We start from the raw sequence: 15,367 nt of genomic DNA on the forward strand, positions 1-15,367 counted from the left end.
GGGAGTCGAGGCGCGACATCAGGTGGCCGTAGGTTTGTCCCGCGTCGCCCACAACGGCCCGCACGCCCTGAAGGGATTCCCTCCGTATGCCCGACGCCCTCTTTCCCCACCCTCGTGGTGAGCAGACGATGCTCGTCCCCTCCGGCGGCGGAACCTCCGCAACCGAGCCGGAGTCCTCCACGCTGGACCGGCCACAGGAGTTCGACGAGGTGACCTCCTTCGAGGTCCGCGACCGGCTCCAGAAGATCGTGGAACGCGACCTGCTCGGCCCCTGGGACGGCGAGGAGGAACAGTTCCACCCACGTGCCATGGGGCCGCGCGAACGCTACCTCGTGGGCATGCTCGGTCCCCGGCACCAGGCCGCCACCTCGGCAGCGGACGACGCCGACGTCCTCACCGACACCGGCGTGCAGGGGGCCGCGCGCGGCGAGGAGGGCGGCGAACTCCCCGAGGTGGTGACCCCCCAGGCGCTCGGCCGGCTCTGGGCGTCGTCGATGGGCCTGTCCTTCTGCGTCTCCGCCGACACCCCCGCCGTGGCGGTCACCGCCTCCTGGGGCGAGTACGCCAAGAGGGACACCGAGGACGAGGAGGGGCGCAAGCGCACCGCGTGGACCCGCACCCCGCGCATGCTCCCGACGGTGGAGGTCCGACTGGACGGCCCTGCCGACCAACGTCTCTCGCTGACCGGCGCCACCCCCGACGAGGCCGGCGTGAACCTCGCGGTGGCGGTGCGCGCCGACGGCGACCGGCGCACCGTGGAACTGACCCTGATCAACAACCAACGGGAACGCAGCGGGGGAGCCGACGCGGCCTGGTTGTTCCAGACCCGGCTGGTCGTGACCGCGCTCGACGGCGCAGCGCCGGTCTTCCTCCCGATCGACGACCCGCTGACCGACGTCGAACCGGGCCTGGAGGACCCCGAGGAGCTGCACCTGCGCCTGCTCTACCGCAACCGGCTCAAGTACGCGGCGGGGCACAACGTCGCCGTGCACGCCGAGGCGGACCCGGATCTGCGTCGCGCCCACCGGCTGGAGACGACCTGGCTTCCCTCCTATGACGTCCCCGCCACCATCGCCCCGGTCGGAGAGGGCACCCCGCTCGCCGGCGCCCTCCTGTCGATGGACGCCCTCGCCTCGCCGGAGACCGGGCTCGACACGCTGCGCGCCGGGCTGTCCCCCCTCGCCGACGGCTACGCCGCCTGGCTGGACGAGCGGGCGGCCGAGATCCCCGCCCTGCCCGACGGGCTGCGCCCGACCGCCGAGACCGCCGTGTTCCGGGCCCGGCGTACCGCCGAGCGCATCCGCGCGGGCATCACCCTGCTGACCGACCCATCGCACCCCGGGCACGCCGACGCCCTGCGCGCGTTCCGCTTCGCCAACCGCGCCATGGCCGCGCAACGGCGGCACAGCGAGATCGCGCGGCTGCGCGCGGACCCGTCGGTGAGCTACGCCGAGGCCGAACGCGCCGTCCGGGAGCGGGGTGCCACGGCCGCCTCGTGGCGGCCGTTCCAGCTCGCGTTCGTGCTGCTGAACCTGCCCTCGCTGGCCGACCCGGCGCACCCGGAGCGGGCCTCGGGGAGCGACGCGGTGGTGGACCTGCTCTTCTTCCCCACCGGCGGCGGCAAGACCGAGGCCTACCTCGGGCTGACCGCGTTCACCTTCGCCATCCGGCGGCTTCAAGGGATCGTGGGCACCGGTGAGGAGGCGCGCAGCGGAGCCGCGGGCGTGGCGGTACTGATGCGTTACACCCTGCGGCTGCTGACCGCGCAGCAGTTCCAGCGGGCCGCGGCCCTGGTCTGCGCCGCCGAGGTGCAGCGGGCCGAGGATCCCGCCACCTGGGGCGAGGAGCCCTTCCGGATCGGCCTGTGGGTCGGTGGCGGCGTCTCCCCCAACTGGTTCGACCAGGCCCAGGAACAGATCGCCGAGGCCCGTGAGGCCGGCAGCGGCAAGCGCGCCAACGTCCTGCAGACGCTGTCGTGCCCGTGGTGCGGGACCAAGCTGGAGGCCCATCGCCACCTGGCTCCCGACCCCGACAGCCGACGTGTGCTGCTCTTCTGCGGCAACGCCGAAGGGCCCGGCGCCTGCCCGTTCTCCCGGACCCGTTCCCGCGAGGGGCTGCCGATCCTCACCGTGGACGAGGAGATCTACCGTTACGCCCCGAGTCTGGTCATCGCCACCGTGGACAAGCTCGCACAGCTTCCATGGAAGGGCTACGCCGGCATCCTGTTCGGCAGGGTCCGCCAGTGGTGTCCCCGGCACGGTTACCGGCATGAGGACCTGGACGCGCGCACCGGTTGCGCCGGGCGGCATAACAGGAGCAGGAACGGGAAGCTTCCCGCGGTGGTGAGCCGCCCGGTGCCCCTGCTGCGCCCGCCGGACCTGATCATCCAGGACGAGCTGCATCTCATCTCCGGGGCGTTGGGCACCACCGTCGGTCTGTTCGAGGCGGCCGTGGACGAGTTGTGCACGTGGCGCACACCCGACGGCACCGAGACCGGTCCCAAGATCGTGGCCTCCACCGCCACCACCAAACGGGCCGCCGAGCAGGTGCGCGGGGTGTTCGCCCGCGATCTGGAGATCTTCCCGCCGCAGGTCACCGACGTGGCCGACACGTTCTTCTCCCGGCAGGTGCCCGTCACCGAGGCCACCCCCGGGCGCCGCTACATGGGCGTGTGCGCGCACGGGGTACGGCTGAAGTCGGCGGAGATCCGGCTCGCGGAGATCCTGCTCATCGCCGGGCAGACGATGTTCGACACCCACGGCGAGGCCGCCGACCCGTACATGACGCTCGTCGGGTACTTCAACGCCACCCGCGAGCTCGCCGGCATGCGCCGCTACCTCGACGACGACGTGGTGACCCGGGTCCGGCGGCACGGCCGCCTCAAGGGCCTGTCCGACCGCATCGTCTCCTCCGTGGGGATGCTGGAAGTACAGGAGCTGACCTCGCGCATCTCCTCAGGGGAGATCAGCGACGTCCTCAAACGGCTGGAATCGGGATTCGACGCCGAGCTCGACACGAGCCTCCGGCGCCGCGTCATCAATGAGCACATCAGCGAGCGGATCGACGCCCAGCGCAAGAGCGGGTCGCGTGACCGTCCCCTGTTGCACCCGGTCGCCGAACGGCGGACGGACCGCCAGGGCACCGGCCGGGTCCCGGTGGACGTGGTGCTGGCCACCTCCATGCTGCAGGTCGGCGTGGACGTGTCCCGGTTCGGGCTGATGGTGGTCACCGGCCAGCCGAAGAACACCGCCGAGTACATCCAGGCCTCCTCCCGGGTCGGCCGTGACGCGGCACGCCCCGGCCTGGTGGTGACCCTCTACAACTGGACCCGCCCACGCGACCTCGCCCACTACGAGGACTTCGAGCACTACCACGCCACCTTCTACCGGCAGGTCGAGGCGCTGAGCGTCACCCCCTTCACCCGGCGTGCCCTGGACCGCGGTACCACGGGCACGTTCATCGCGGCGGTGCGCCACCTGGCGGAGGAGCACTCGCGCAACGGCGACGCCCACGACGTCGACCTGGACGGTGAACGGGTGCGGCGCGCCACCGAACGCATGCTGGCACGGGCCGAACGAATCGCCGGCGAGCGCGGTCGCGGCTACCTGGAGGAGCGCGTCAAACGCCTGAAAGACCTGTGGAAGCAGGAGCGTAACGCCTCCACCCGCCTGGGATACGAGACCGGTGCCGGACGGGGCCAGCGCCTTCGCGGACTTCTCTCCAAGGCGGGAGAGGGACGGTGGGGCGACACCACGGTCGGCATGTCGATGCGCGAGACGGAGAACGAGATCAACCTGCTGCTCCCCGGAGGCGGGGAGATCTTCAACCCGGTCTACGACGCGCCCGTCTGGTCGTTCGCCCCCGGAGAGGGCGACGATGGCGACACCCCTGAGATCCCGGATGGCGACGAGATGGGCGACTCGGGCTTCTCCACGTCCGCCGCCCGGAAGGGAAAGCGATGAACGAGCGATACCGGCGCAGGGTCGGCACGGTACGGCCCAGCCACCTGATGTTCACCAGCGGCATCGGCGCGCTGGTGGATCTGCCGAACTTCTCGGTGCTCGTGCGCGGTGTCGACGACTGGGACTACCGCAACGTCCCCGAGTGGGAACCGATCGTCGAACCACGGCTCCTCGCCGCGATCCGGACGCTGCCGGGTAACCGCCAGGTCGAGCAGCTGCGGCCCGCGCCGTGGCTGGACGGACTCGAAGGCGACCCCAACGGACCGGCCGGCAGGGTCGGGGTCCCCACGTCGCCCTTCCCCTCCTGGCTCCGGTGCACCGCCTGTAACGAACTGGCTCCACTGGACTCCCAGGTCTTCGGCTTCGAGAACGACAAGCCGCGCAGCCCGCACGACGCGCGCTTCTTCCACGCGGCGTGCGGGCGCAAGAAGAAGGGCAAGAAACCGCTGGCGGTCCCCGCGCGCTTCGTGCTCGCCTGTACCGCGGGACACCTCGACGACTTCCCCTACGTGCTGTTCGCCCACCACGGGGAGCGCTGTCCCAAGGTCGGCCACCCCCGGATGCAGATGGACGACCGCGGCGGCAACATGGGGGCCAACGTCGCGATCCGGTGCGTGAGCTGTGGCGCGGAGCGCAACATGCGCGAGGCCATGGGGACGCGCGGCGAGCAGAACCTGCCACGGTGCCGGGCCAGGCACCCGCAGTTGTCCTCCTTCGACCCGAAGGGCTGCGACCGGCCTCCCAAGGTCCTGGTGGTCGGTGCCTCGAACCAGTGGTTCGCCCAGACGCTGTCGGCACTTGCGGTGCCCCCGGCGGGCACGAGTGAACTGGAGGCGAAGGTCGAACAGCACTGGGAACAGGTGAGCTCCCTCGCCCCTTCCATGTACCGGTGGGCACGCGAGAACGCCCCGACCTTCCGCGAGTTCGGCAGGTGGAGCGACGAGGAGCTCGCCGAGGCGGTCGAGAGGGTCCGGCTGCTCAAGGAGAAGGAGGGGGACGAGGAGGAGGAAGGCTACCCGGACCTGCGCACCCCCGAGTGGGAGGTCTTCTCGTCCGTGCCGGCGCCTGACCCCGGGGAGGACTTCGCGCTGCGCCGTGACCCGGCCGGGGTCCCCGACCGTCTCAAGGCGGTCTTCTCCGACGTCGTGCAGGTGGAACGGTTGCGCGAGGTGCGCGCGCTGATCGGGTTCACCCGCCTGGACGCCCCCGACCTCGACGATCCGGACCTGGTCACCCGGGCCCCCCTCGCACGTTCGGCGCCGACCTGGGTGCCCGCCGGCGAGGTTCGCGGGGAGGGGGTCTTCGTGCGGGTGCCCGAGGAGCTGCTGCGGGATTGGGAGGAACGGGTGTCCTCCTCCGAGGCCCTTCAGCGTCACCGCGACGCCTACGCGCAGTTCCGGAGCAACCGCTACTCCGGCCGGATCGCGGGCCCCTTCGATCCGATGCGGCACTGGCCGGGAGCGCGCTACATCGCGCTGCACACCTTGTCCCACCTGCTCATCCGGACGATCGCGCTGGACTGCGGTTATAGCTCGGCGAGCCTGTCCGAGCGCATCTACGCCGGCAGCGAGGAGGATCCGCGCGGAGGCATCCTCATCTACACCGCGGTGCCAGATGCCGAGGGCACCTTGGGCGGGCTGGTCTCCCAGGCCGAACCCGATCGTCTGGTCTCCCTGACCCGGCGTGCGCTGCACGATGCCATGCGCTGCTCCTCCGATCCCCTGTGTCGGGAACGGCTGCCCCAGCCGCACGCCGACTTCCTGCACGGGGCCGCCTGCCACGTGTGCCTGTTCGTGTCGGAGACGACCTGCGAACGTGGCAACCGATTCCTGGACCGCCGGTTCGTGGTCCCCGTGGACCGGTCGTCCCTCGCCCTCTTCCGTGAACTGCCGTGAGCGGCTTCGAGCAGGCCGCGATGGCGGCGGCCCCCTCACTGGGGGCCGCCGGTCTCGACGCGCTCGCCGAACGGGTGGCGGCCGGCTGGCCCGGCCACGCCATCCTGGGCGAATCGGGGCGGCACCTGGGTGAGGACGGTGCGGGGCTGCTCGCCGCCCTCGACTCCGACGGGGTGCCGCGTACCGAGGCGGCGGCCTACCTGCGCGGCCTGGCGGCCGGGTTGCGCAGCGCCGCCTCCTCGGTCACCGCCGAGGCCGTCTGGAGCGGCCCTGCGAGCAACGCCGTCCCGGTCCGCGCCACCGCCCAGGCGCTGCTGGAGGTCATCGCCGAGGCGGCACAGGAGCTGGTGCTCATGACCTACTCGGCCAAACCCCACGACGGGATCCGCGCCGCGCTGGAAGCCTCGGTCGACCGTGGTGTCGCGGTCAGCGTGGTCGTGGAGACCCTTCAAGGTGCGGGCGGCGCCCTGTCCGGCGCGGAACCCGCCGCCGCCTTCGCCCGGATCCCCGGTGTACGTCTGTGGCACTGGCCTTCCCGGCTGCGGACCGAGCAGTACTCCAAGACCCACGCCAAGCTGGCCGTCGCCGACCGGCGGGTTCTGCTGGTCTCCAGTGCCAACCTCACCCAGTCGGGGGTGGCGGCCAACATCGAGGCGGGCCTGCTGCTACGTGGGGGAACGGCCCCGCAGCGGACGGCCGAGCACATCGCGGAGCTGAAGGCCAGAGGCGTGCTCGAACCGCTGCGGGAGGGTGATCGGTGAACCCGCCTCCTTCCGCGGTGGTCAGCGCGGCCGACATCGCGCGGCTGGCCGGTGTGCGTCGCCCGGCCGTGAGCAACTGGCGACGGCGCTATCCCGACTTCCCGCAACCTGTGGCGGGCACGACGGCCAATCCCCTTTTCTCCTTCGACGAGGTGGAGTCCTGGTGTGCCCGCAGGGACAAACCGTTCGCGGCCGGTCCCTCCGACCGGCTGTGGCAGCGCGCCCAGGCCGCCGTGGACGGTGTGCGCATGGCCGATTTCCTCGCCCATGCCGGGTTGCTGCTCGCCGGTCTTCAGGAAGAGGCCGTGAGGTTGCCCGAGGCCGACCCGCGTTGGCGCGATCTGCTGGCCGAGGTCACCGCGCCGGGCGGGGACGAGATGTACCGGCGGTTGTGCGCCCGTTACGACGAGGCCTACGGCCGACGGACGGCCGCGGTCCCCGAAGACCTCGCCGATCTGATGGCCGCGCTGGCGGGCGCCGATCCGGGGTCCACGGTGCTCGATCCGGCGTGTGGGACCGGAGCGCTGCTGTTGGCCGTGGCTCGACGGGGCGTCCGTTCGTTCCTCGCCCAGGAGCGCGACGCCTCGGTCGGCTATATCGCTCTCACCCGTCTGCTCCTGGAAGGCGGTCGGGCCCGACTCGCCGTCGGTGACGCGATGCGCCACGACGGTTTCCCCACCGCCTCCGGCGAGGAGGTGGACGTGGTGCTGTGCGATCCCCCCTTCCGGGACCGCAACTGGGGCCACGAGGAACTCGCGGAGGACACCCGGTGGCGCTACGGTCTTCCGCCCCGTGGGGAGTCCGAATTGGCATGGGTCCAGCACTGTCTGGCGAAGGTCCGCCCCGGGGGGCGGGTGGTGATGCTGATGCCCGCCGCCGCCGCTCGCAGGCGCACCGGCCGCCGGGTCCGGGCCAACCTGCTGCGCTCGGGCGCGCTGCGAGCCGTCATCGAACCACCCCCTCCGCACGCCGATGCGGGGGTCCATGTGTGGCTGTTGTGCGCCCCCGGGCTGGACGATCGGCCCACGCACCTGCTCGACGTCCGTGGAGCGACCACACCGGAACAGATCGTCAACGCCTGGACGCTCTTCGGGCAGGGGGAGCATCGCGAGCTCGGCGGGCACGGCACCGCCATCCCGATCATCGACCTGCTGGACGAGGAGACCGATCTGCTCTCCGCCGACCGGTCCGTTCACCTGGCCCCTTCCGACCCCGTCACACGCTACGAGGAGACACGTAAGGAGCTGGACTCCGCTTTGGCCGTGGTCCGGACGACGCTTCCCCGTCTCAGGCCGCTGCCGCCTCGACACACCCATCCGGTGACGACCATCGCCGCCCTGGTCTCCTCCGGGACCCTGGAACTGCACCGGGCGCCGTTGACGATGCGGATCGAGGGCGGTGGTCATCGGGTGCTGACCGTCAACGACGTACGGAACGGTCGATCCGCCAGCGGGTGGAGCGACACGGTCGTCGGCACGGTCGTGACCCGCGCCGGCGACGTCGTCGTCCCGGACTCCGGCCTCGGAAATCCTCCTCTGGTCGTCCAGGAGACGGGTCCCCTCCTGGGACCGCGACTGGTACTTCTGCGTCCGGTGGACGGGCGGATCGATCCCGTCTTCCTCGCGGCTCTTCTCCGACAGGAGGAGCCAGAGCGGCACGGATCTGGACGTAGCGACCTTCGTGACATTCGGATACCGATACTGTCGGTGGACCTCCAGCGAACCTACGGCGCCGTCCTACGCGATCTCGCCGAGGCCGAGGAACGGCTACGGCGCATCGCCGAACTCGGCGAACGGCTCTCCCGACTCGGCCGGGCCGGGTTGCGCGGCGGCGTTCTATCCCCCGAGGAGCCGATCGATGTCACCTGAGAACAGGAGCAGCCGCCAGGAACGGATCCTGCTCAACGACCGCTACGAATTGGAGCCGGTCCCCATCGGGCGCGGCGGTATGGGCGAGGTCTGGGAGGGGCACGACGTCCGGCTCGACCGTGAGGTGGCCGTCAAGATCATCCGCTTCCCCGATGGAGTGCGCGATGAGGAGCTCGTCCGGCGCTTCGTCCGTGAATCACGGATCACCGCCCGCCTCCAGCACCCGGGGGTCCCCTCGGTGTTCGACGTGGGCACCCACGAGGGACGGCCGTTCCTCATCATGCAGCGCGTCCACGGGATCAGTGTGGCGGACCTGGTCGCCGAACACGACAGGCTGCCGGTCGGCTGGTGTGCGGCCATCGCCGCCCAGGTCTGCGCCGTGCTGGGGATCGCCCACCAGGCGTCGCTGGTCCATCGCGACCTCAAACCCGGCAACCTGATGCTCGAACCCGACGGCACCGTGAAGGTACTGGACTTCGGCCTGGCAGTGGCCCTGGAGACCAGGGAACTCTCCCAGATCACCCGGAGCGGACAGGTGCTCGGCACCCCCGCCTACATGGCCCCTGAGCAGGTGCTGACGGGGACCAGCACGCCGTTGAGCGACCTGTACTCGCTGGGGTGCACACTGCACCAGATGCTGACCGGACGCCATCTCTTCAGTGGTTCCACCGCATTCAGCACGATGAGCAAACAGGTCTCCGAACACCCTCCCTCGGTACGCCGCTCCCGTCCCGACACCCCACCGGAGCTCGACGAGCTGCTCATGGCCCTGTTGGAGAAACGGCCGGAGGACCGACCGAAGGACGCGCACGAGGTCTACCAGTGCCTCCTGCCGTTCGCGACCGGCCTCGGCCCGATCCCGGGCGTGCTGACCCCTCCCGCGCTGCCCAGCCCGGTCCGAATGTATGCCACGGTCGTGGGCCGGGTGTTCGACGACCTCGCCTCCGCCCCCGTGTCAGCGGCGCAGCCCTCCAGAGCGGACTCCAGCGCTTCTCCTTCCGACGAGGACGCGGCGCTCGACCGCACCGCCCTGGAGGAGGCCCGGGCCCAGGCCGCGGCGCTCGTGGCGGAGTCCCGTTACGGGCAGGCCGCCGAGGTGCTCGAAAGGGCCGTCGATGCGGCCACCCGGACATTCGGCGAGGCCGATTCCGACGTGGTCGGACTGCTGCGGGAGTGGGCCAGCATCCTGTTCGAGGGGGGCGACTACCGTCGGGCCGCCCCCGTCTACGAGTCCCTCGTCGCGAATCTGGCCGAACGCGACGGCCCCGACGGTGAACTCGTCTTCCGCTACCGCTTCCAGAGCGCCACCTGCCACGCCCTGACGGGAGACACCTCGGGAGCGTTGGAGAGCCTGGAGCGGCTGCTTGCCGATGAGGAACGCGTGTACGGTCCCGATGATCCACGACCGCTGGAGCTGCGTCGTCAGATCGGACTGCTCCAGTTGGGCGCGGGACGTCGGGAGCTCGCCACGAAGACCCTGCAGGCGCTGCTGTCCGATCTGGTCCGGGTGCACGGTCCGGACCACCCGACAGCGGTGGGCGTGCGCGAACTGCTGGAAGGAGCCTCGGCGTCATGACCGATGACGCGCGTTCGCCGGATGCCCCGCGGCGAGAGCAGCGGGAGGAACAGGACAGGTTCCACAGAACAGAGTGGGCCGACGACGGAGGAGAAGACTAGTGGCGCGGCTGGCGATCGACCGGGACTTTCTCCGTGACTTCGCGAAACTCGAGAAACCGGTGCAGGACCGTGTCGGCGAGGTGTTCGCGAAGTTCGAACACGCCCACCATGCCGGCGTCCACCTTGAGAAGGTGAAGAACGCCCGCGACGACCGTTTCCGAACCATCCGCATCGACCGGTTCTGGCGCGGTGTCGTCCTGGCACCGGAGGAAGGGGACACCTACACCCTGCTGAAAGTGCTGCCCCACGACGACGCCTACGCCTGGGCGCGTTGTCGGACGGCCTCGGTCAACTCCGCCACCGGGCGTATCGAGATCCGCGACACCGTGGCGATCGACACCACCCTGCCGCAGCTCGCCCAGATGGCGGAACGGCAGGCACAGTGTCTGTTCGACCATGTCAGCGACAGCGATCTGCGCCGGTTGGGGATCGACGGTCAGACCCTGGGGTTCGCCCGGGTGCTGACCGACCCGATCCAGCTCGACGCCTCCAGGTCCTTCCTGCCGCCCTCACAGTGGGACGTGCTCTACGGCCTGGCCGCGGGCATGAGCGTCGACGACGTCTGGGCCGAGCTCAGCGACGTGATCACGGGCGAACCGATCGATCCCGACGACATCGACGCCGCGGTCCGGCGCAGCCGGGAGCGGGTCGTCCTGGTCGACGGCCCCGAGGAGCTCATGGCGGTCTTCGCGCACCCCTTCGCGCTGTGGCGGGTCTACCTGCACCCGGTGCAGCGCAGCGTGGTCGAGGCGCGCCACCAGGGACCCGCCCGGGTCACCGGAGGTCCCGGAACCGGCAAGACCGTGGTCGCCCTGCACCGCGCACGCCACCTCGCGGACCTGGGGGAAGGTCCGGTGCTGGTCACCACCTTCACCTCGACGCTGGCCGATTCCCTCAAGGCCGGGATGAACCTCCTGGTCGACTCGCCGGAGGCGGCCGAACGGATCGAGGTCGCCCACGTCGACCGGATCGCCCACCGGATCTTCCGAGAGGAACACGGCTCCCCTGCGCTTCTGAGCGGCGAGGAGGAGAGGAGACTGTGGACCGCCGTCACCGAGAGTCTCGGCGCGTCCTTCAGCCCTGTCTTCCTCGGCGAGGAGTGGCGCCAGGTGGTCCTCGCCCAGGAGGTGGGTTCCGCGGACGAATACCTCACCGCCAAGCGCACCGGGCGAGGCCGCCGGCTGGGACCGAGGCAGAAGGCGCAGGTCTGGCAGGCCATCTGGGAGTTCGAGACACAGCTGCGGGAACGCGGATTGTGGACGCACGAGACGATCTGTGTCGAGGCCACCCGCATCCTCCGCTCCCGCGAGGACCGGCCCTACCGCCACATCGTGGTCGACGAGGCCCAGGATCTCAGCCCCGAGAAGTGGCGCCTGTTGCGCGCCGCGGTGCCTGAAGCGCCCGACGACCTGTTCATCGCCGGCGACACCCACCAGCGGATCTACAGCAGCCGGGTCAGCCTCCGCGACGTCGGCGTCCGGATCACCGGCCGTTCGACCCGTCTGCAGATCAACTACCGGACCACGGCGGAGATCCTCGCCTGGAGCCTCGGCCTGTTGCGCGGTGAACGCGTCGACGACATGGACGGCGGTCTCGACTCGATCGCCGGATGCCGGTCCGACGTGCGCGGTCTGCGCCCGGAGGTGAAGGGCTTCTCCACCCGCGAAGGAGAACTGCGCCATCTCGTTGAGAAGGTTCGCAGCTGGCTGGACTCCGGGATCCGGCCGGAGGAGATCGGTGTCGCCGCGCGTTCCAGGCGTCTGGTCGAGGCGGCTGTCACGGCCCTGGCCGAGGCCTCGGTGCCCGTTCACACGCTGGCGACGGGACAGCCCTCGGAGGACGCCGTCTGCGTCGGCACCATGCACCGCATGAAGGGGCTGGAGTTCCGCTGTCTGGTGGCGTTGGGGGTCAGTGAGGGACAGATCCCCGCGTCAGGCGCCGTGACCCCGGCGGAAGAGGATGAGACGGCCCACCTCCAGGACCTGCAACGTGAACGCTGCCTGCTGTTCGTGGCCTGTACCCGCGCCCGTGAACAGCTCGGCGTGACCTGGAGCCTCGCCCCGAGCCCCTTCCTCCTCGACGCCGACACCGCCTCCTGACCTCACCCCCACCGTGAAAGGCTGGTCATGACGAAGCTCTCGACCCTGCTCGACCAGATCGACTCGGGCACGATCCTCCTCCCGGAGTTCCAGCGAGGCTACGTGTGGAACCGGGACCAGGTTCGGGGGTTGATGCGCTCGCTGTACCGGGGGTACCCGGTCGGCGGTCTCCTCCTGTGGGAGACGAGCGCGGCCGACCTCTCCGCCCGCGGCGGTGTGGCCGGTAACGGGACCCATCTGATGCTCCTGGACGGCCAGCAGCGCATCACGACCCTCTACGGTGTGGTGCGCGGCAAGCCCCCGGCCTTCTTCGACGGCGACGAGAAGTCCTTCACCGGCCTCTACTTCAACGTGGAGGAGGAGAGCTTCAAGTTCTACATGCCGAACAAGATGTCCGGCGATCCCTACTGGGTGAGCGTCACCGAGCTCTTCCAGAACGGCCCGGTCTCCTTCCTGCCGCGCTTCAGCGAGGAGATCGACAAGGCGACCGTCTACCTGGAGCGCCTGAACCGGCTGCATCAGATACTCGAACGGGAGTTCTGGCAGGAGAAGATCACCGGAGCCGACAAGGAGACCTCCGAGGTCGTCGACATCTTCAATCGGGTCAACTCGGGCGGCACCAAGCTGTCGAAGGGTGACCTGGCCCTCGCCAAACTGTGCGCGCAATGGCCCGACGCACGCGGAACGATGCGCGCCGCCCTCGACGAGTGGGCGGAGGCCGGTTACCGGTTCAGCCTCGACTGGCTGCTGCGCAACGCCACCGCGGTGGCCACCGGCCGCTCGCAGTTCGAGGCGTTGGACAAGGTCCTTCCCGACGAGTTCGAGACCGCGTTGGGCCGCTCGATCCGCCACATCGACACCTTCCTCAACGCGGTGTCGGGACGACTGGGGCTGGACCATGACCGGGTCCTCATGGGCCGTGGCGCCCTTCCCGTGGTGTCGCGGCTGTTGGAGCTCAACGGAGGTGAGTTCGCCGACGGTGCCCACCGCGACCGCGTCCTCTACTGGTATGTGCACGCCTCCCTGCGCGGTAGGTTCACCGGTTCCACCGAGACCGTATGGCAGCAGGACTACGACGTCCTCGCCGAGAAGGGGATCGACGGGCTGATCTCCCTGCTGGAACGCTCTCGGGGCGGCAGTCTGGAGATTCTTCCCCACGACTTCGAAGGGGCGAACCGGGGATCGCGTTTCTACCCGTTGCTCTACCTGCTCACCCGGGTCAGGGGAGCACGCGACTTCGGTACCGGCCTGGAGCTGAAAGCCGAGACCCTGGGCAGGCTGTCGTCCCTGGAGCTGCACCACGTCTTTCCGAAGGCCCGGTTGCAGGGACGGTACAGCAGTGCCGAGGTCAACGCGATCGCCAACTTCTGTTTCCTGACCCAACAGACCAACCTGGCGATCGGCAAGCGTCCGCCCGAGGAGTACCTGGCGGAGGTGGAGGAGGCCCACCCGGGGGCTCTCGCCTCCCAGTGGATTCCCACCGATCCCGCCCTGTGGCGGATCGAGCGTTACCGCGATTTCCTGGAAGCACGTAGGGAGTTGCTGGCCGAGGCCGCACAGTCCTTCTTGGAGGGCCTGCGCGCGGGCACCGAGCAGGAGGAGACGCCCCTGGCCCGAATCGGCGTGGAGGCCGACGAGTCCGACGACCCTCGTGCCGCCCAGATCCAGGATCTCACCAACGAACTGCTGCGCCTGGGCTATGCCGAGCCGATCATCGACGCCGAGATCTCCGATCCCGTAAGCGGACGGGAACTCGCTGTGGCGGAGGCCTACTGGCCCCAAGGGCTCCAGCCGGGGCAGGGCGCCCCCGTGGTACTGGAGTTGGACCCCGACTCCGTCGCCCTGCCACGACTGGAGGAGCTGGGTTACGAGGTGTTCACCTCGGTGGACGCTCTCCTGGGGTACGTCAATCGGCGTAACACCGACGCCTCGGGAGAAGCCCTCCAGGAGGCGGGTGCTCCGCCGCTTCCCGCCGCCGGACCGCCGGCCGATGACGCCCCTCTCCAGGAGTTCGGCCAGGCGATGCGCGGGATCTACGACCGTTCGCGGGAGGAGGCCGGTTACACGCCCGGCTACTTCCTGAGCATGCTGGCCGACCTCGGGCCTTTGGAGGCGGCACGGAAGCTGCTCAACGCGCCGGCGGTCTCCGACGGGTTCGCCGCGTTGTGGGAGCGTGGCCGACTCGACCTGACCGTGGAGGCGCTGGTGCTCGAACCGCGTTTCGCCTCGCTGTTCGACGAGAGAGAGCGGGAGACGGCGCGCAAGCGCCTCGAACAGTTCGGCTACCGCTCCGTGAACATGCCGGGTTGAGTGCTTGCCGGCCCGGTCCCGTCCCCTTTCGAGGTCGATTCCTTCGAGGAACCGGGACCGGGCACGCCGGCTCACCCCGGCAGGTCGGCGGTGGTGCGTGGGAGGACGAACAGGGCGGCGCGTTTGTGCGGGAGTTCGACCTCGCCGAGCAGGTGCATGCCGGCCCGGCGCGCGGCCCGGCGGGCGGCGGTGTTGGCCGCGTCGGGTTCCAGCATCACGCGGCGGCAGCGCGGGTCGGCGGCGAAGAGCCCGCCGGCGACCGCGGCCATGATGCGCGGCCCCAGCCCGCGCCCGATCCGCTCGGGCACGCCGATGGCGATGTGCAGGCCCACGTCGTGGGGGTCGGCCGGGTAGTGCTCGGCGATGACGTCGCGCGCGGCCCGGTACAGCTCGATGTAGGCCACCTCGGCGCCGTCCACGGCGACCAGGTGGGGGCGGGCGTAGTCGCCCCCGGCCTGCGCGGCGAGCTCGTCGGCCCACCGCTCGCGCGGCCACGCCTGCCCGAAGAACTCGGCGACGTGGGGCAGGTTCATCCAGGCGTGCACCAGGTCCAGGTCGGCGCCCTCGGGGCGGACCGGTCGCACGGTGATCGCGCCGACGAGGCGGGGGGTGGGGGGCGGGCCGGCGCGCACCACCTCCGGCGCCAGTCCCTCGGTGAGTTCGCGGGGTGAGGGGCGCGTCCGCTGTGGGGCGCCCGGGGTCTCGGGCAACGTGGTCCTCCTGACCTGGACGGGTGTGGCGCGGGCGGTGTCGGCGCCCGCGCCGCGCGGGTGGTCGTCGGGGTGCCGGCGGGGC

At 70.5% G+C, this 15,367-nt stretch carries 8 protein-coding genes; 7 read left to right on the top strand and 1 reads right to left on the bottom strand.

Annotation, left to right across the window (positions count from 1 at the left end):
• The first annotated feature begins 86 nt into the window (after positions 1-86).
• The 7 genes from drmA to ACYVHU_RS25050 all read left to right on the top strand — a co-directional run bounded on the left by drmA (position 87) and on the right by ACYVHU_RS25050 (position 14,572).
• Positions 87-3,962, top strand: coding sequence for a DISARM system helicase DrmA (gene drmA, locus ACYVHU_RS25020; RefSeq protein ID WP_498949645.1), 3,876 nt, complete (start codon positions 87-89; stop codon positions 3,960-3,962).
• Positions 3,959-5,857 (top strand): DrmB family protein, encoded by a 1,899-nt coding sequence (drmB, locus tag ACYVHU_RS25025; RefSeq protein WP_498949647.1) that lies wholly within the window; start codon positions 3,959-3,961, stop codon positions 5,855-5,857. The genes drmA and drmB overlap by 4 nt, the downstream gene beginning before the upstream one ends.
• Entirely contained in the window at positions 5,854-6,618 is a 765-nt protein-coding gene (gene drmC, locus ACYVHU_RS25030) for a DISARM system phospholipase D-like protein DrmC (RefSeq protein WP_498949649.1), read from the top strand. The genes drmB and drmC overlap by 4 nt, the downstream gene beginning before the upstream one ends.
• On the top strand, positions 6,615-8,486 hold the full coding sequence (locus ACYVHU_RS25035; RefSeq protein ID WP_498949651.1) for an N-6 DNA methylase: 1,872 nt from the start codon (positions 6,615-6,617) through the stop codon (positions 8,484-8,486). Before drmC ends, ACYVHU_RS25035 begins: the two co-directional genes overlap by 4 nt.
• Positions 8,476-10,062 (top strand): serine/threonine-protein kinase, encoded by a 1,587-nt coding sequence (locus ACYVHU_RS25040; RefSeq protein ID WP_498949653.1) that lies wholly within the window; start codon positions 8,476-8,478, stop codon positions 10,060-10,062. Before ACYVHU_RS25035 ends, ACYVHU_RS25040 begins: the two co-directional genes overlap by 11 nt.
• A gap of 100 nt (positions 10,063-10,162) precedes the next feature.
• Complete coding sequence (locus ACYVHU_RS25045) at positions 10,163-12,262, top strand: DEAD/DEAH box helicase (RefSeq protein ID WP_498949654.1); 2,100 nt, start codon at positions 10,163-10,165, stop codon at positions 12,260-12,262.
• A gap of 27 nt (positions 12,263-12,289) precedes the next feature.
• The gene (locus ACYVHU_RS25050; RefSeq protein WP_498949655.1) at positions 12,290-14,572 is read left to right on the top strand and encodes a GmrSD restriction endonuclease domain-containing protein; all 2,283 of its coding nucleotides are present in this window, start codon (positions 12,290-12,292) and stop codon (positions 14,570-14,572) included.
• A 71-nt stretch (positions 14,573-14,643) separates the two neighbouring features.
• Here the strand turns inward: ACYVHU_RS25050 and ACYVHU_RS25055 are convergent, their stop codons facing one another.
• On the bottom strand, positions 14,644-15,282 hold the full coding sequence (locus tag ACYVHU_RS25055) for a GNAT family N-acetyltransferase (protein ID WP_078764051.1): 639 nt from the start codon (positions 15,280-15,282) through the stop codon (positions 14,644-14,646).
• Positions 15,283-15,367 lie beyond the last annotated feature (85 nt).

This window comes from Marinactinospora endophytica (assembly GCF_054780875.1).

What these genes read in the sequence shown, in the direction of transcription:
- ACYVHU_RS25040 (WP_498949653.1), top strand. Translation starts at nt 8,476, where the DNA reads ATGTCACCTGAGAACAGGAGCAGCCGCCAGGAACGGATCCTGCTCAAC.
- drmB (WP_498949647.1), top strand. Translation starts at nt 3,959, where the DNA reads ATGAACGAGCGATACCGGCGCAGGGTCGGCACGGTACGGCCCAGCCAC.
- ACYVHU_RS25050 (WP_498949655.1), top strand. Translation starts at nt 12,290, where the DNA reads ATGACGAAGCTCTCGACCCTGCTCGACCAGATCGACTCGGGCACGATC.
- drmA (WP_498949645.1), top strand. Translation starts at nt 87, where the DNA reads ATGCCCGACGCCCTCTTTCCCCACCCTCGTGGTGAGCAGACGATGCTC.